Source organism: Mycobacterium sp. UM_11, assembly GCF_001414075.1.
Classification (GTDB): domain Bacteria; phylum Actinomycetota; class Actinomycetes; order Mycobacteriales; family Mycobacteriaceae; genus Mycobacterium.
Genome location: NZ_LATC01000035.1, coordinates 1 through 16989, shown reverse-complemented (window position 1 = coordinate 16989; position 16989 = coordinate 1). Strand labels below are relative to the sequence as shown.

Annotated in this window: 16 protein-coding genes and 1 pseudogene; 6 read left to right on the top strand and 11 right to left on the bottom strand. The window is 69.5% G+C overall.

What is annotated here, in order from left to right:
- Positions 1-19 precede the first annotated feature (19 nt).
- Complete coding sequence (locus WU80_RS11385) at positions 20-868, top strand: aldo/keto reductase (protein WP_055402730.1); 849 nt, start codon at positions 20-22, stop codon at positions 866-868.
- Between the two features lie 9 nt (positions 869-877).
- Here the strand turns inward: WU80_RS11385 and WU80_RS11380 are convergent, their stop codons facing one another.
- From WU80_RS11380 to WU80_RS11350, 7 genes are all read right to left on the bottom strand, one after another.
- Positions 878-1480, bottom strand: coding sequence for a DUF1707 domain-containing protein (locus tag WU80_RS11380; protein WP_055402732.1), 603 nt, complete (start codon positions 1478-1480; stop codon positions 878-880).
- Positions 1481-1586: 106 nt separating this feature from the next.
- Positions 1587-2366, bottom strand: a complete 780-nt coding sequence (locus tag WU80_RS11375) for an enoyl-CoA hydratase family protein (protein WP_055402734.1) — start codon at positions 2364-2366, stop codon at positions 1587-1589.
- Positions 2366-3532, bottom strand: coding sequence for an acyl-CoA dehydrogenase family protein (locus WU80_RS11370; RefSeq protein ID WP_055402736.1), 1167 nt, complete (start codon positions 3530-3532; stop codon positions 2366-2368). Before WU80_RS11370 ends, WU80_RS11375 begins: the two co-directional genes overlap by 1 nt.
- On the bottom strand, positions 3529-5511 hold the full coding sequence (locus WU80_RS11365; protein ID WP_055402738.1) for a biotin carboxylase N-terminal domain-containing protein: 1983 nt from the start codon (positions 5509-5511) through the stop codon (positions 3529-3531). The genes WU80_RS11370 and WU80_RS11365 overlap by 4 nt, the downstream gene beginning before the upstream one ends.
- A 5-nt stretch (positions 5512-5516) precedes the next feature.
- Positions 5517-7112 (bottom strand): acyl-CoA carboxylase subunit beta, encoded by a 1596-nt coding sequence (locus WU80_RS11360; protein WP_055402740.1) that lies wholly within the window; start codon positions 7110-7112, stop codon positions 5517-5519.
- Positions 7109-8257 carry an acyl-CoA dehydrogenase family protein gene (locus tag WU80_RS11355; protein ID WP_055402742.1) on the bottom strand — a complete coding sequence of 383 codons (1149 nt, stop codon included), beginning with the start codon at positions 8255-8257 and terminating at the stop codon, positions 7109-7111. The genes WU80_RS11360 and WU80_RS11355 overlap by 4 nt, the downstream gene beginning before the upstream one ends.
- Complete coding sequence (locus WU80_RS11350; RefSeq protein ID WP_055402760.1) at positions 8254-9972, bottom strand: acyclic terpene utilization AtuA family protein; 1719 nt, start codon at positions 9970-9972, stop codon at positions 8254-8256. Before WU80_RS11350 ends, WU80_RS11355 begins: the two co-directional genes overlap by 4 nt.
- A gap of 291 nt (positions 9973-10263) precedes the next feature.
- On the opposite strand from WU80_RS11350, the gene rpmF reads away from it, so the two are divergent.
- The 5 genes from rpmF to WU80_RS11325 all read left to right on the top strand — a co-directional run bounded on the left by rpmF (position 10264) and on the right by WU80_RS11325 (position 14856).
- A complete protein-coding gene (gene rpmF, locus WU80_RS11345) occupies positions 10264-10437 on the top strand; it encodes a 50S ribosomal protein L32 (RefSeq protein WP_007168835.1) in 174 nt (57 codons plus the stop codon).
- Positions 10438-10503: 66 nt separating this feature from the next.
- On the top strand, positions 10504-11193 hold the full coding sequence (gene mprA, locus WU80_RS11340; RefSeq protein WP_055402744.1) for a two-component system response regulator MprA: 690 nt from the start codon (positions 10504-10506) through the stop codon (positions 11191-11193).
- 16 nt (positions 11194-11209) lie between these two features.
- Positions 11210-12748, top strand: coding sequence for a HAMP domain-containing sensor histidine kinase (locus WU80_RS11335; RefSeq protein ID WP_055402745.1), 1539 nt, complete (start codon positions 11210-11212; stop codon positions 12746-12748).
- A gap of 18 nt (positions 12749-12766) precedes the next feature.
- Positions 12767-14299 (top strand): S1C family serine protease, encoded by a 1533-nt coding sequence (locus WU80_RS11330; RefSeq protein ID WP_156349521.1) that lies wholly within the window; start codon positions 12767-12769, stop codon positions 14297-14299.
- Positions 14299-14856, top strand: coding sequence for a molybdenum cofactor biosynthesis protein B (locus WU80_RS11325; RefSeq protein ID WP_055402749.1), 558 nt, complete (start codon positions 14299-14301; stop codon positions 14854-14856). Before WU80_RS11330 ends, WU80_RS11325 begins: the two co-directional genes overlap by 1 nt.
- 16 nt (positions 14857-14872) lie before the next feature.
- Here the strand turns inward: WU80_RS11325 and mscL are convergent, their stop codons facing one another.
- From mscL to WU80_RS11305, 4 genes and pseudogenes are all read right to left on the bottom strand, one after another.
- Positions 14873-15331, bottom strand: coding sequence for a large-conductance mechanosensitive channel protein MscL (mscL, locus tag WU80_RS11320; RefSeq protein WP_055402751.1), 459 nt, complete (start codon positions 15329-15331; stop codon positions 14873-14875).
- A 68-nt stretch (positions 15332-15399) separates the two neighbouring features.
- The gene (locus WU80_RS11315; RefSeq protein WP_055402753.1) at positions 15400-16062 is read right to left on the bottom strand and encodes an SAF domain-containing protein; all 663 of its coding nucleotides are present in this window, start codon (positions 16060-16062) and stop codon (positions 15400-15402) included.
- A gap of 67 nt (positions 16063-16129) precedes the next feature.
- Complete coding sequence (locus WU80_RS11310; protein WP_055402755.1) at positions 16130-16456, bottom strand: FmdB family zinc ribbon protein; 327 nt, start codon at positions 16454-16456, stop codon at positions 16130-16132.
- A gap of 88 nt (positions 16457-16544) precedes the next feature.
- Positions 16545-16973 (bottom strand): annotated as a pseudogene (locus WU80_RS11305) (5-formyltetrahydrofolate cyclo-ligase); the annotation flags it as partial.
- Between the last annotated feature and the right edge of the window lie 16 nt (positions 16974-16989).

The following is a 16989-nucleotide window of genomic DNA, read 5'->3' as shown; positions in this document are numbered from 1 at the left end:
AGCGAGAAGGAGGAGACGCATGAGCAAGGTTCCGACGATCGAACTCAACAATGGTGTCAGCATCCCGCAGCTTGGCTTCGGGGTGTTCCAGATCAAGCCCGACGAGACAGCCGCGGCGGTCAAGACCGCGCTGGAGATCGGCTACCGACACATCGACACCGCCGAGATGTACGGCAACGAAGCCGAAGTGGGACAAGGCATTCGCGATGCCGGACTGGATCGCGCCGACGTCTTCGTCACCAGCAAGCTCAACAACGGTTTTCACAAACCCGACGACGCGCGCCGCGCGTTCGACCGCACGCTGAAGGCGCTGGAATCCGATTACGTGGACCTGTTTCTCATCCACTGGCCGCTGCCGACGCTGTACGACGGCGACTTCGTCTCGACTTGGAAGGTCTTCGAGGAGTTCGCCCGGGACGGGCGCGCCCGCAGCATCGGTGTCTCGAATTTCCAAGTGGCGCACCTGGAACGGCTCGCCAGCGAAACCGACACGGTGCCGTCGGTCAACCAGATCGAGCTTCATCCGTACTTCGGTAATAAGGAGGTCCGGGCGTACGGACGCGAGCACGGCATCGCCACCGAGGCGTGGGCGCCCATCGCGCAGGGCAAGGTGCTCGATGACCCGGTGATCAACCGCATCGCCGATGCCCGGGGTAAGTCGGCGGCGCAGGTGGTGTTGCGCTGGCACATTCAGCGGGGCGACATCGTCTTTCCGAAGTCGGTGACCCCGGAGCGGGTCAAAGGAAACTTCGAGCTTTTCGACTTCGAGTTGGACGATTCCGACATGGACGCGATTTCAGCCCTGGACAAGGGCGAGTCGGGACGCAACGGGCCCAACCCCGACAAGTTCGACTACGTGCCGAGCTGAGACGCGCGGCTACCCGCGCGGCCGGCGCGCCTTGCGGAGAATGCCGACACCGCCCCAAAGCGACCAGCCGCGAATTCGCACCGTCGGTGCGCCGGGCGTGCCCTGGCCGAGGACGCTGCGGTCGAAGTTGCCCATCACCCCGCGGCCGTGGATTTCGACGTTGACTTCGGGCGGCAGCAAAATGTTCTGCACGCCCATGATGGACATCGCGTGGATGTCGACCTCGGTCGAGGTGAAGTCGGCGTAGCGCAGATCGACCACCCCGCTGCCCCATAGCGTGAAGGTGGTGAGCTTCTTGGGCACGTTCCATCGACCCCGCCGCTCGAAGCCGCTCAGCAGGGCCAGCAGCAGTGTGGACGGCGCCGGGTTGGGCTTGCCGCCCCGGCGCGGGTTGACCGGTGCGCCCGGCAGGTCGGCCCGCAGCTGGTCCAGTTCCGCGTACGTTGTCGCGGCATAGGCCTTGGTCAAGCGGTCTTCGTAGTCCTTGAGCTGCAGGCGGCCCTGCTCGGCCGCGTAGGCCAGCAACTGCGCGATCTGGATGCGATCGGTGTCGGCCGCGCGCGACGATTCGTCGCGCGTGTCGTTCGCATCGGGTTGTGCAGAGTTGCTCATCACCCACGAGCCTACGACGTCCGGCTATTGCCGCAAGAGGATTGGTCAAACTGCAATGTTGCCCCGCGCCGCCGCGTCCACGCGGGGGCGGTTGTTTGACACCTGGCTAACTTGCCCAGCTAGGGGCGCGCTTCTGCAGGAACGCCAGCATGCCTTCGCGGGCTTCGTCGGACACGAAGAGGCGGGCCGATTCCTCGGCCAGCCGTTCCGCGTCGCGGTCGAACCCCTCCAGCACCGCGGCCGTCGTCAGCGCCTTGGAGGCCGCCAACCCCTGCGGCGAACCGCGGCCCACGTCGGCGAGCAGTCCACCGACCGCGGCGTCGACGTCCTCGGCGGCGATCGTGATCAGCCCGATCTCCGCCGCGGCGCCGGCGTCAAACGTCTCGCCGGTCAGGTAGTAGCGCGCCGCGGCGCGCGGCGCCAGTTTCGGCAGCAGCGTCAGCGAGATGATCGCCGGCGCGACGCCGATGCGGGCCTCGGTCAGGGCGAAGGTGCTGCGCGGGCCGGCGACGGCGATGTCACACGCGCCGACGAGCCCGAACCCGCCGGCGCGGACGTGCCCATTGATCGCGGCGATCACCGGCCGCGGCGAGGACACGATGGCCCGCAACACCGCCGTCAATTCCCGGGCGCGGGCGAGAGCGAGGTCGAATGGGCTGCCGCCGCTGGCCTCCCCGAGGTCGGCCCCGGCGCAGAACGTGTTGCCGGTGTGCCCCAACACCACCGCGCGCACGGCCGGGTCCGCCGCGGCGTCGCGCAGGCCCCGGTGCAACTGCTCGACGAGCGCGGTGGACAGCGCGTTGCGGTTGTGGGGCGAGTTCAGCGTCAGGCGCGCGAACGGTCCGCCGCTGTCGGCGGGACCGGCGTATTCGACCAGCGTCTCCATCAGTACGACCGGGGCAGACCCAGCGATGTCTGCGCCACGAAGTTCAGCACCATCTCCCGGCTGACGGGGGCGATGCGGCCCAGCCGCGCCGAGGCGAGCATGGCGGCAACGCCGTACTCCTTGGTCAGCCCGTTGCCGCCCATCGACTGCACGGCCTGGTCCACCGAGCGGGTGGCCGCTTCGGCCGCAGCATATTTCGCCATGTTGGCCGCCTCCGCCGCGCCCGCGTCGTCACCGCTGTCATACAGCGCGGCGGCCTTCTGCATCATCAGCTTGGCCAGTTGCACCTCGATGTGGCACTGCGCCAACGGGTGCGACAGCCCCTGGTGCGCCCCGATCGGCGTGCCCCACACCTGGCGGCTCTTGACATAGTCGGCGGCCTTTTCGAGCGCGAACCGACCCATACCGACCGAGCTGGCGGCGCCCATGATCCGTTCGGGATTCAGCCCCGCGAAGAGCTGCGCGATCGCGGCGTCCTCCGAACCCACCAGAGCGTCGGCCGGCAGCCGGACGTCGTCGAGGAACACCTGGAACTGCCGCTCGGGACTGATCAGCTCCATTTCGATTGGCGTGTAAGTGAATCCGGGGGCGTCGGTGGGCACCACAAACAGCGCGGGACGCAGCTTGCCGGTCTTGGCCTCCTCGGTGCGGCCCACCACCAGGACGGCCTGCGCCTGGTCGATGCCGGAGATGTACACCTTCTGTCCTTTGAGGATCCAGTCGCCGCCGTCGCGCCGGGCGGTGGTGGTGATCTTGTGCGAATTGGACCCGGCGTCGGGCTCGGTGATGGCGAAGGCCATCGTCAGGGTGCCGTCGGCGATGCCGGGAATCCAGCGTTTCTTCTGCTCGTCGGTGCCGAACTTGCTGATGATCGTGCCGTTGATCGCCGGCGATACCACCATCAGCAGCAGCGCGCTGCCCGCCGCCGCCATCTCCTCCATCACCAGCGACAGCTCGTACATGCCGGCGCCGCCGCCGCCGTACTCCTCGGGCAGGTTCACCCCGAGGAAACCGAGTTTGCCTGCCTCCGACCACAATTCGTCGGTGTGCTGCTGCGCGCGGGCCTTCTTCAGGTAGTACTCGCTGCCGTAGTTGGCGGCCCAGGCGGCCACCGACTTGCGCAGGGCCCGCCGCTCCTCGCTCTCGATGAAGCTGGTGTCGGTCATGCTGGATCTCCTTCTGCTTGCGGCGCTTCCACCCTTGCCAGGACGGCGCCCACCTCGACTTGCTGACCGGTCTTGACGTTGAGTTCGACGAGCACCCCGTCGGCCGGTGCGGTGATGGTGTGTTCCATCTTCATCGCCTCGAGCCAGATCAACGCCTGGCCGGCCTCGACGGTGTCGCCGGCCGCGGCACCGATCCGAATCACGTTGCCGGGCATCGGCGCCACCAGGGACCCCTGTTCGACGGCCGAACCCGGTTCCGGGAAACGCGGCAGCGCGACCAGGTGCACGGGCCCGCGCGCCGAGTCGACGTAGACGTCGTCACCGTAGCGCGCGACCGTGAGGGCGCGCGCCACCCCGGAGCCGTCGGCCAGCACCACCTCGTCGGGCGTGGCCGAGACGAGCTGGACCTGTTCGTCGTCGGAGAACCGCAATCCGGTTCTGGTGAAGCGGTATTCGACGCGGTGCTCACCGCCTTCGGCATCGCGGTAGGTCTTCACCTGGTAGCCGGACGGCAGGTTTCGCCAGCCGCTGGGCAGCGTGCCCAGGACGGGCGCGGCCGCGCGGTTGTGCGCGGCGTCGGAGAGCGCGGCCGCGATCGCGGACAACCGGACGGTGGCGGCGTCGGCCAGGGGGGCGGACAGCTTCTCCAAGCCGTGTGTGTCGAAAAACGCGGTGTCCGTGGCGCCGTCGAGAAAGGCGGGGTGGCGCAGGACGTTGACCAGCAACTCGCGGTTGGTGCGCAGGCCGTGCAGGCGGGTGCGGGCGAGCGCGTCGGCCAGCACCAGCGCCGCTTGGCGGCGCGTCGGCGCATAGGAGATGACCTTGGCAAGCATCGGGTCGTAGTGGATGGACACCGTGGATCCGGCGGCGATGCCCGAATCGAGCCGGATGCCGGTTCGGCGCGCCAACGTGGTGAACCGCGCACCGACGCCGGGCACGTCGACGGTGTGCACGCGGCCCGCCTGCGGTTGCCAGCCCTGGGCGGGATCCTCGGCGTAGAGGCGGGCCTCGATCGAATGGCCCTGCGCGGCAGGGGGTTCGGTGTCGAGCCGACCGCCGTCGGCGACGGTGATCTGCAGTTCGACGAGGTCGAGCCCGGTGGTCTCCTCGGTCACCGGGTGCTCGACCTGCAGCCGGGTGTTCATTTCGAGGAAAAAGAAATCGCCGTCATCGTCGGCGAGGAATTCAACCGTCCCGGCGCCCGTGTAGCCGATGGCCTCGGCGGCCAGTCGGGCCGCGTCGAACAGCTTGGCCCGCATGCCGGGTGTGCGCTCGACCAAGGGGGAGGGGGCCTCCTCGATGATCTTCTGGTGCCGGCGCTGAATGGAGCATTCGCGTTCCCCGACGGACCAGACGGTGCCGTGGGCGTCGGCCATCACCTGCACCTCGATGTGGTGCCCGGTGGGCAGGTAGCGCTCGCAAAACACGGTCGGGTCGCCGAACGCGGATTGCGCCTCCCGGCGGGCCGCCTCTACTTCGCTTGCGAGAGAGCCCAATTCGCGGACGACCCGCATCCCGCGGCCGCCGCCGCCGGCGGAGGCCTTGACCAGCACCGGCAGCTGCGCCTCGGTGACCGCGTCGGGGTCGAGCTCGTCGAGCACCGGAACTCCGGCGGCGGCCATCAGCTTCTTGGACTCGATCTTGGAGCCCATCGCCCGCACCGCGTCCACCGGCGGCCCGATCCAGGTCAGGCCCGCGGCCTGTACGGCGGCGGCGAATTCGGCGTTCTCCGAGAGGAACCCGTATCCCGGATGCACGGCGTCGGCGCCCGCGGCGCGGGCGGCGGCGATGATCGCCTCCGCGTTGAGGTAGTCGTTGGTCTTCGGCAGCCGGACCCGGGCGTCGGCCTCGGCGACGTGCGGCGCGGCGGCATCCGGGTCGGTGTAGACCGCGACGGTGCCCAGGCCCAGCCGCCGGCAGGTGGCGAACACCCGTCGGGCGATCTCGCCCCGGTTGGCGACCAGCACTCGAGTGACCATGGGGCTCACATCCGGAAGACGCCGAAGTTCGACGTCCCCTTGATCGGGCCATTTGCGATGGCGGACAGACACATTCCCAACACGGTGCGGGTGTCGCGCGGGTCGATCACCCCGTCGTCGTACAGCATCCCGGACAGGACCAGCGGCAGCGACTCGGCCTCGATCTGCCCCTCGACGGCGGCCCGCATCGCGGCGTCGGCGTCCTCGTCGACCTGCTGGCCGCGGGCTTCGGCGGCGGCCAGCGCCACGATCGACAAGACGCCCGCCAGCTGGGCGCCGCCCATCACCGCGGACTTGGCGCTGGGCCAGGCGAACAGGAACCGGGGGTCATAGGCCCGCCCGCACATGCCGTAGTGGCCGGCGCCGTAGGAGGCGCCGATCAACAGCGAGATGTGCGGGACGGTTGAGTTGGAGACCGCGTTGATCATCATCGAGCCGTGCTTGATCATCCCGCCCTCTTCGTAGTCCCTGCCCACCATGTAGCCGGTGGTGTTGTGCAGGAACAACAGTGGGGTGTTGGAGCGGTTGGCCAGCTGGATGAACTGGGTCGCCTTCTGCGATTCCTCGCTGAACAGCACGCCGCGCGCATTGGCCAGGATGCCCAGCGGGTAGCCGTGCAGGCGGGCCCATCCCGTCACCAGCGATGACCCGTACATGGCCTTGAATTCGTCGAATTCGGAGCCGTCGACGATGCGGGCGATCACCTCGCGTGGGTCGAACGGGATGCGCAGATCCGCGGGCACGATGCCGATCAGCTCTTCGGCGTCGAACAACGGATCGATGACCGGCCCGGGCGCCGGGCCCTTTTTGCGCCAGTTGAGCCGGGCGACGATACGGCGGCCGATGCGAATGGCGTCCAGCTCGTCCACTGCGAAGTAATCCGCCAAACCGGATACGCGGGAATGCATTTCGGCCCCGCCCAGCGATTCGTCGTCCGACTCCTCACCGGTGGCCATCTTCACCAGCGGCGGGCCGGCGAGGAACACCTTCGAGCGTTCCTTGATCATCACCACGTGGTCGGACATGCCGGGAATGTAGGCACCACCGGCGGTGGAGTTGCCGAATACCAGGGCGATGGTGGGGATGCCTGCGGCCGACAGGCGGGTCAGGTCGCGGAACATCCGCCCGCCGGGGATGAAGATCTCCTTCTGGGTGGGCAGGTCCGCCCCGCCGGACTCCACAAGGGAGATGACCGGCAGCCGGTTTTCGAACGCGATCTGGTTGGCGCGCAGGATCTTTTTCAGGGTCCACGGGTTGCTGGTGCCGCCCTTGACGGTCGGGTCGTTCGCGACGATCAGGCATTCCACCCCGCACACCACGCCGATCCCGGTGACCGTGCTGGCGCCGACGGTGAACGCGGTGCCGTAGGCCGCCAGCGGGCTGAGCTCCAAGAACGGGGAGTCGGGGTCCACGAGCAACTCGATGCGTTCGCGGGCGGTCAGCTTGCCGCGGGCGTGGTGGCGCTCGACGTACTTGGGGCCGCCGCCCGCAAGCGCTTTGGCGAGTTCGGCGTCGATCTCCTCGAGCCGGGAGGTCGCGGTCGACGCCGCGTCGGAGTAGGCGGCCGATTGCGGGTCGAGGGTGGACTGCAGGACGGTCATGATTGATATCCAAGCGTTTTCGCGGCCAGTGCGGTCAGTATCTCGGTGGTTCCGCCGCCGATGCCCAGGATCCGCATGTCGCGGTACTGGCGTTCGACTTCGGATTCGGCCATGTAGCCCATGCCGCCGAACAGCTGCACCGCCTGGTTGGCCACCCATTCGCCGGCCTCGACGGCGGTGTTCTTGGCGAAGCACACCTCGGCGATCAGGTTGGTCTCGCCGGCGAGCTGGCGCTCGACCACGTTGCGGGAGTAGACGCGGGCGACGTCGATGCGCCGGGCCATCTCGGCGAGCGTGTTCTGCACCGACTGGCGCGAGATCAGCGGCCGGCCGAAGGTCTCCCGGTCGCGGCACCACTGCAGCGTCAGGTCCAGGCACCGCTGGGCGCTCGAATACGCCTGTGCGGCAAGGCCGATCCGCTCGGCCACAAAGGCCTGCGCGATTTGCAGGAAGCCGCTGTTCTCGGTGCCGACCAGGTTGGCCGCCGGCACCCTGGCGTCGACGAAGGACAGCTCGGCGGTGTCGGAGGACCGCCATCCCATCTTGGCCAGCTTGCGGCTCACCTCGAAACCCGGTGTGCCCTTCTCGATCACCAGCAGGGACACCCCCGCCGCCCCGGGCCCGCCGGTGCGCACCGCGGTGACGACGTAGTCGGCGCGGACCCCGGAGGTGATGTAGGTCTTGGCGCCGTTGACCACGTAGTGATCCCCGTCCCGGACCGCCGAGGTTCGCAGGTGCCCGACGTCCGAACCGCCGCCGGGCTCGGTGATGGCCAGCGCGCCGATCTTGTCGCCGGCCAGCGTCGGCCGGACGAACTCCACGATCAGCCGTTGATCGCCGGAGGCGATCATGTGCGGCACCGCGATGCCACAGGTGAACAGCGACGCGAAAACACCACCGGGAGCGCCGGTCTGGTGCACCTCCTCGCAGATGATCACCGCGTCCGCGCCGTCGCCCCCACCCCCGCCAACCGTCTCGGGAAAGTTCGCGCCCAGCAGCCCGGCCGCCCCGGCGCGCCGGTGCAGTTCGCGCGGGAGCTCGCCGACGCGTTCCCACTCGTCGACGTGGGGCAGGATCTCCCGTTCGGTGAAGGAGTGCACCGTCTTCCGCAACTCTTCGCGCTCCGGCGTCGTCCAAAGATTCATAGGAGCCTTTCGGGGATCTCGACGTGGCGGCCGCGCAGCCATTCACCCAGCCCCTTGGCCTGGGGGTCGAACCGCGCCTGATAGGCGACGCCCTGGCCGAGGATGCCGTCGATGACGAAGTTGACCGCGCGCAGGTTCGGCAGCACGTGGCGGGTGACGTCGAACTCCGCCGCTTCCGGCAGCAGCTCCCTGAGCTTCTCGACGGTCAGCGTGTTGGCCAGCCAGCGCCATTGTTCGTCGGTGCGGACCCAGACCCCCACGTTGGCCGAGCCGCCCTTGTCGCCGCTGCGGGCCCCGGCGATGCGGCCCAGCGGCACGCGGCGGGTGGGCCCATCGGGCAACGGTTCCGGCAGCGGCGGGGGGTCGGCGGGCGCGAGCTCCAAAGTGTCTGCGGCGCTGGGGATCTCGACTCGGGTATGGTCGGCGTGCACCGCGACGTGCGGCACCTCCTTGGCGTCCACGTAGCCCGCGGTGAACACCCCGTAGACCTGGCCGTCACCCGGCGGGGCGGTCACGTGAAAGCCCGGGTAGCTGGCGAGCGCCAATTCCACGGCGGCCGAGGAGAATTGGCGCCCGACGTTCGCGGGATCGGGATCGCGGACCACGCAGTGCAGCAGCGCGCTGGCCGCTTCCTCGGTGTCGGCGTCGGTGTGGTCGGTGCGGGCGAGCGACCACTGCAGCTCCGCGGGCTTGACCGTGAGCGCGGCCTCGAGTTGCCGGCGCACCAAGTCGGCTTTGGCCTCGATGTCGAGACCGGTCAGCACGAACGTCATGGAATTGCGGAATCCGCCGATGCTGTTCAGCGACACCTTATAGGTGGGCGGCGGGGCCTCCCCGCGCACGCCGCTGATGCGCACCCGGTCGGGGCCGTCCGCGGACAGCTCGACGGTGTCCATCCGGGCGGTGACGTCGGGGTTGGCGTAGCGGGCGCCGCTGATCTCGTAGAGCAGCTGCGCCGTGACGGTGTCGACGCTGACGAGCCCGCCGGTGCCCGGGTGCTTAGTGATCACCGAGGAACCGTCGGCGTGGACCTCGGCCAGCGGGAAGCCGGCGTGGCCCAGGTCGGAAATTTCGGTGAAGAAGGAGTAGTTGCCGCCGGTGGCCTGCACCCCGCACTCGATGACGTGGCCGGCCACCACCGCCCCGGCCAGCCGGTCGTAGTCGGTGCGCCCCCAACCGAAGTGCGCGGCGGCCGCCCCGACGATCACCGACGCGTCGGTGACCCGGCCCGTGACGACGACGTCGGCGCCGTCGTCCAGGCAGTCGACGATGCCCCAGGCGCCCAGGTAGGCGTTGGCGGTCAGGGGGGTGCCCAGCCCGAGTTCGGCGGCGCGCCCCAGCAGGTCGTCGCCCTCCACGTGTGCGACGCGGGCCGGGATGCCGAGCCGCTCGGCCAGGGCGCGGATCGCGGCGGCCAGGCCGGCCGGGTTGAGGCCGCCGGCGTTGGCGACGATGCGGACGCCCCGGTCGCGGGCCTCGCCCAGGCAGTCCTCGAGCTGGGTGACGAAGGTCTTGGCGTAGCCGCGTTCGGGATGCTTCATCCGGTCGCGGCCCAGGATCAGCATGGTCAGTTCGGCCAGGTAGTCGCCGGTCAGGTAGTCCACGGGGTCATTGGAGCCGCCGGTGAGCATCTCGCGCATCGCCGAGAGCCGATCGCCGTAGAAGCCGGAGCAGTTCGCGATTCGGACCGCGCCACGACCAGGGGCAGAGGCCACGGCGTCCTCCCATCTGCGATTCACCGGTGAGCGCAAACCAACCAACCAACCGGTAGGTTAGCGGGTCGCGCCGGCGCCCCGTCAAGGACGCCCCCGCCGCTTCCCGCGCCGAGATTGCCGCCATGGTCGTGGTCCGCGCCCGGATCACGGCCGCCACGGCAATCTCGACGCCCCCGGGCGCCATTTTGGTGCGCGGCAGGCCACCGACTATCCTGATAGCAATCGTCGCACGTTCGGCCGCACCGGCCACGCCGCGCGACAAACCCCCGAGACGAGGAGTTAGGCCCGACCATGGCCGTACCCAAGCGCAGGATGTCGCGCGCGAACACCCGTAGCCGTCGCGCGCAGTGGAAGGCCACCAAGACCGAGCTCGTCGGTGTGACGGTCGCGGGCCAGAAGCACAAGGTGCCCCGCCGGCTGCTCAAGGCCGCCCGCCTCGGCCTGATCGACCTCGACCGCCGTTAGTTAATCTCGGCAAATACGCGGCGCGCCTCTCAGCCCGCTCTCAGGCGTCGGGACGACACTAGGCCCGTGCGGATACTGGTCGTCGACGACGATCGCGCAGTGCGTGAATCGCTGCGCCGGTCGCTTTCCTTCAATGGCTACTCGGTCGAGTTGGCCCACGACGGGGTGGAGGCGCTGGAGCTGATCGCCAGCGACCGGCCCGACGCGCTCGTGCTCGACGTGATGATGCCGCGGCTCGACGGCCTCGAGGTGTGCCGTCAGCTCCGCAGCACCGGCGACGACCTGCCGATCTTGGTGCTCACCGCCCGCGATTCGGTTTCCGAGCGGGTCGCGGGCCTGGACGCCGGCGCGGACGACTACTTGCCCAAGCCGTTCGCGCTCGAGGAGCTGCTGGCCCGGATGCGGGCTCTGCTGCGCCGCACCAAACCCGACGACGAGGACGCCGAATCGGTGGCCATGACGTTCTCCGATCTCACGCTGGACCCGGTGACCCGGGAGGTCACCCGCGGGCAACGCCAGATCAGCCTGACCCGCACCGAATTCGCTTTGCTGGAGATGCTGATCGCCAATCCGCGCCGCGTGCTCACCCGCAGCCGGATTCTGGAGGAGGTGTGGGGATTCGACTTCCCCACCTCCGGCAACGCGCTGGAGGTCTACGTCGGCTATCTGCGCCGCAAGACCGAGGCCGACGGAGAACCACGACTCATCCACACGGTGCGCGGCGTGGGCTACGTCCTCCGGGAGACGCCGCCGTGACCAGCCACCCTCGCCGATGATCCGGTACCAACGGCCGCAACGCGTACCGCTGCGCGCCACCAGCTCGTTGTCCCTGCGGTGGCGCGTGATGCTGCTGGCGATGTCGATGGTGGCGATGGTCGTCGTGCTGATGGCGTTCGCCGTGTACGCGGTGATCTCGGCCGCGTTGTACAACGACATCGACAATCAGCTGCAAAGCCGGGCGCAGCTGCTGATCGCCAGCGGTTCGCTGGCCGCCGACCCGGGGAAGGCCATCGAGGGCACCGCCTACTCCGACGTCAACGCGATGCTGGTCAATCCCGGCCACTCGATCTACACGGCGCAGCAGCCGGGCCAGACGCTGCCCGTCGGCGCGCCGGAAAAAGCGGTGATCCGCGGTGACCTGTTCATGTCGCGGCGCACGGCGGCCGATCAACGGGTCCTGGCCATCCACCTGCCCAACGGCTGCTCGCTGTTGATCTCCAAGAGCCTCAAACCGACCGAGGCGGTGATGACCAAGCTGCGCTGGGTGCTGCTGATCGTCGGCGGCGTCGGCGTCGCGGTCGCGGCGGTGGCCGGCGGCATGGTCACCCGGGCGGGGCTCCGTCCGGTGGCCCGCCTCACCGAAGCGGCCGAACGGGTGGCGCGCACCGACGACCTGCGGCCCATTCCGGTGTTCGGTAGCGACGAATTGGCCCGGCTCACCGAGGCGTTCAACTTGATGCTGCGCGCGCTGGCCGAGTCGCGCGAGCGGCAGGCGCGGCTGGTCACCGACGCCGGGCACGAATTGCGCACCCCGCTCACGTCGTTGCGCACCAACGTCGAGCTGCTGATGGCGTCGATGGAACCCGGGGCGCCGCGGCTGCCCGAGCAGGAGATGGTCGGCCTGCGCGCCGACGTGCTGGCGCAGATCGAAGAGCTCTCCACGCTGGTCGGCGATTTGGTGGACCTGACCCGTGACGACGCCGGCCAGGTGGTGCACGAACCCGTCGACATGTCCGAGGTCGTCGAACGCAGCCTCGAGCGAGTCCGGCGGCGGCGCAACGACATTCACTTCGACGTCGACGTGACGCCCTGGCAGACGTTCGGCGACGCCGCCGGGCTGTCGCGCGCGGTGCTGAACCTGCTGGACAACGCGGCCAAGTGGAGCCCGCCGGGCGGCCACGTCGGCGTCAGGATGCGGCAACTCGACCCGTCGCACGCGGAGTTGGTGGTGTCCGACCACGGCCCCGGCATTCCGCCGCACGAACGCCGCCTGGTGTTCGAGCGGTTCTACCGTTCGACGACCGCCCGCGCGATGCCGGGGTCCGGGCTCGGGCTGGCGATCGTCAAGAAGGTTGTGCTCAACCACGGCGGATTGCTCCGGGTCGAAGACACCGTGCCGGGCGGTCAGCCGCCGGGGACCTCGTTCTACGTGCTGCTGCCCGGGCGGCCGATGCCGCCGCCGGCGTACCCCGCACCCGCCGACAAGGAATCGGGCACCGACCCCACCGTTCCCGTGGCGACCGGGGAGTCGAACTCTCGGGAACCGGCGAACGTTATCTCAGTGGACTCTCAGTCCGCGCGGGCAACCTAGGTCTGCGGCTAGGGTTGAATGGCCCAGTCGAGCCGCCGAGCCGAATACATAGAGGAAGAGCGACGTAGCGACATGACGAATGACCCGAGGTATTCGCCACCGCCGCAGCAGCCGGGATATCGTCCTGCGCCGAATCAGCCTGCGCCCACCCCGAGCCACCCGGGGAACTCTGCTTATGGCCAGGGGCAACCGTACGGCCAGCCGTTCGACTGGCGGCAGCAATCGCAGCCGACCGGCCAGTTCCGGCAGCCCTACGACCCGTTCAGCGGCACCGGCCCGGGCCGGATCCCCGGCGGCACCGGGGTGGGCCCGATCCCCGGGGCCACGGGGACGGGCCCGATTCCCGGCATGCTGCCGCCGATGCCCCCGGGGCCCCAAAAACGGCCCCGCGCGGGGCTGTTGGCCGTGGGCGCCCTGGCCATCGCGGTGGTGTCGGCCGGCATCGGCGGCGCCGCGGCGACGGCCGTCGAGCTGGGCACGCATTCGAACAACGGCAGCGGGCACAGCATCACCGGCGGCGGCGCGCCCAGCGTCCCGGCGGCGAACATGCCACCGGGCAGCGTCGAACAGGTCGCCGCCAAGGTGGTGCCCAGCGTCGTCATGCTGGAGACCGACCTGGGCCGGCAGTCCGAGGAGGGCTCCGGCATCATCCTTTCGGCCGATGGGTTGATCCTGACCAACAACCATGTGGTCGCCGCGGCCGCCGGGACGCCCAAGCCGCCCGCTCCTCCCGGTGCGCCCCCCGGCGGTCCGCCCGGAGGTCCCGGTGGCGGACCGGGTGGTCCCGCCCCGAAGACCACGGTGACCTTCGCCGACGGTCGCACCGCGCCGTTCACGGTTGTCGGCGCCGATCCCACCAGCGACATCGCCGTGATCCGCGTGCAGGGCGTCTCCGGCCTCGCCCCGATTTCCCTGGGCTCCTCGTCGGATCTGCGCGTGGGCCAACCGGTGGTGGCCATCGGGTCGCCGCTGGGCCTGTCGGGAACCGTCACCACCGGAATCGTCAGCGCGCTGAACCGGCCGGTGTCCACCACGGGCGAGTCGGGCAACCAGAACACCGTGCTGGACGCGATCCAGACCGACGCCGCCATCAACCCGGGTAACTCGGGCGGCGCGCTGGTCAACATGCAGGGTCAACTGGTCGGCGTCAACTCGGCGATCGCCACCCTGGGTGCGGATTCGCCGGACGCCCAGAGCGGTTCGATCGGGCTCGGTTTCGCGATCCCCGTCGACCAGGCCAAGCGCATCGCCGACGAGCTGATCAGCAGTGGCAAGGCGTCCCACGCCTCACTGGGCGTGCAGGTGACCAACGACAAGGGTTCGCCGGGCGCCAAGGTCGTCGACGTCGTGCCGGGCGGTGCGGCCGCGACCGCCGGGGTGCCCAAGAACGTGACCGTCACCAAGGTCGACGACCGCCCGATCAGCAGTGCCGACGCGTTGGTCGCCGCCGTGCGGTCCAAGGCGCCCGGCGACAAGATCTCGCTGACCTTCCAGGATCCCGCTGGTGGCAGCCGTACCGTGCCGGTAACCCTGGGGAAGGCGGATCAGTAATGCGAGTCGAAGAACCCTCCGCGGCGGGATTGTCGGAGCTCGGTTATACGGTGGCACCCATGGAAACGGGCGCGGAGTTGGTCGTTGGCCGGGCCCTGGTCGTCGTGGTCGACGATCGCACGGCCCACGGGGACGAGGACCACAGCGGGCCGTTGGTCACCGAGCTGCTGACCGAGGCGGGTTTCGTCGTCGACGGTGTGGTTGCGGTCGCGGCGGACGAGGTCGAGATCCGCAACGCGCTCAACACCGCGGTGATCGGCGGGGTGGACCTGGTGGTCTCCGTCGGCGGGACGGGTGTGACGCCGCGCGACGTCACCCCTGAGGCCACCCGCGAGATCCTGGATCGCGAAATCCTCGGCATCGCCGAAGCCATCCGGGCGTCGGGACTGTCCGCGGGCATCACCGACGCCGGGCTGTCACGCGGCCTGGCCGGGGTGTCCGGCAGCACGTTGGTGGTGAACCTGGCGGGTTCCCGCTATGCCGTGCGTGACGGCATGGCGACGCTGAACCCCCTGGCCGCCCAGATCATCGGGCAGCTGTCGAGCCTGGAAATCTAGGCGCCGCAGCGCGCGGTCACTGCTCGGCGTCCGCGCGCGGGCCGTGCTCCGGGGGCGGCGTAGTGGCCGCCGCGCCGCCGTGCCTGCCCGATGAATCCCCGTTGGTCTGCGCGAGCAGGTCGCGGATCTCGGTCAGCAGGACCACCTGCGCGTCGTCGGCCTGCTCGACCTCACCGCGCTTGCGCAACGTGTTGTAGGGCAGCACGACGAAGAAATACACGACCGCGGCGATGAGGATGAAGTTGATCGCGGCGGACAGCAGGATGTTCAGGTCGATCGTCTGACCGCCGCCGATGCCGATCTTCAGGGCGCCGACATTGGATTGCTGATTGACGCCGATCCGGTTGATCAGCGGCGTGATGATGCTGTCGGTGAACTTGGTGACCAGCGCGGTGAATGCGGTACCGATGACCACCGCGACGGCCAGGTCGACGATGTTCCCCCGCGACAGAAACTCCTTGAACCCTTTGAACATTGAAGATGTCCTTCCTGGGATTGGACAGAGTTTGCTCCTCGGCTGCTTGGCCAACCGCGGCGGGGCGCTCAGTGCAGGGTGAGGGTGACCGCCTGGCCCAGCGCCGAGCCCGCCACCGTGTTCGCCACGCGGGCCGGCAGCGCCACCAAGACTACGCGGTCGCCGTCCGCGCCCTGGATCTTTGGCTTGGCCGACACGAGCACCACGACGGCGTCGGTGGCCACCACCTTGGGGACGGGCTGGGTGGTCTCCGTTGATGCCGCCGGCGCGGCCAGCACGTCGACGACGTCGCCGACGCGGACCAGGTCGATCAGGGCGCTGTCGGCCAGCCGCAGCGGCACGATGCGGGCGCCGGGCCCGGCGGTCACTTCCGCCAGCCGGCTGCCCAGCAACCGGACGTCGGTGAGGACCTCGCCGCGCCTGGCCGGGCCGGCCAGCGTCGAACCCGTCACGGTCCGCACATCGACCAGCGACCCATCGGGAATGGTTGTGGCCAAACGCTTTTCGAGGCGAACGTCGTTCGGGGTCAGCGCTGCGCCGGGCCGCAGGTCGTGATCGGCGACCACCACGTCGGCGTAATCACCGGCCGGGTTGGAGCGCAGCGCCGCCAGGCCGGCCAGCACCACGAGGCCGCCTGCGGCGACCCGACGCGCCATGACGGTCCGAGTCCAATCCGGACGCGCCGTCCAGAGGCGGCCGAACAGGCTTGGGTTCAGCGACGATTCGCGCACGCGGCAACGGTAATTGCAGCCCGCTCAGGGGCGAATGCCGCCGACGACGGCGATTGTGGATAACCCGTCAGGCCGACGCGGCCGCGGTGGACGCCGTGGAGCTGGCGCCCGACTTGTCGCCCGACCCGCTCGACCCGGTCGACTTCTCGCTCGACGACGAGCCCGAACCCGAATCGCTCGACGAGGACCCGTTGCTCGAGCCCGTCTTCTTGCCGGATTCCCGGCTGTCGGTGCGGTAGAAGCCGCTGCCCTTGAACACCACCCCGACGGAGTTGAACAGCTTGCGCAGCCGGCCGGAGCAGCGCTCGCAAGTGGTCAGCGCGTCGTCGGTGAAGGCCTGCACGATGTCGAAGCGATCGTCGCACTGGGTGCACTGATAGCTGTAAGTCGGCACGAAAACCTCCGGGTGATTGCAAAGCTTGTTAGCACTCTAGCGTCTCAAGTGCTAGAACCGCCACGTGATGTCACTCATTCCCGAACTGTTACCCGAGGGCGATCAAGCCCCGCCGCGGCGTGAGGGCGTGGGTCATCGCAACGTCGTGCGGCTCGGCGGGTAACTCGTCCACCAATTCCGCGTCGCGCACCACGGCGACCAGCCGCGCCCCGGGGTCCCGGCCGCCCAGCGATCGGTCGTAGAAGCCGCCGCCCCGGCCCAACCGCACCCCGGAGCGGTCGACGGCCAGCGCCGGCACCAGGATCAGGCTCGCCTCGGCGATCGCCGACGCGGGCAGCCACGGCTCCGGCGGCTCGAGCAATCCCCACCGCGCGGAGGTCAGCGTGCCGGGCCGGTATTCGCCCCAGCGCAGGGGCAGCGGCGCGTTGCCGGCGGCGGTGCGCGCAACCGGAAGCAGCACCCGTGCGTACCGCCGCAGCAACGCCTCGACCATGTCGATCGACCCTGGTTCGGCACCTGTCTCTTATACACAT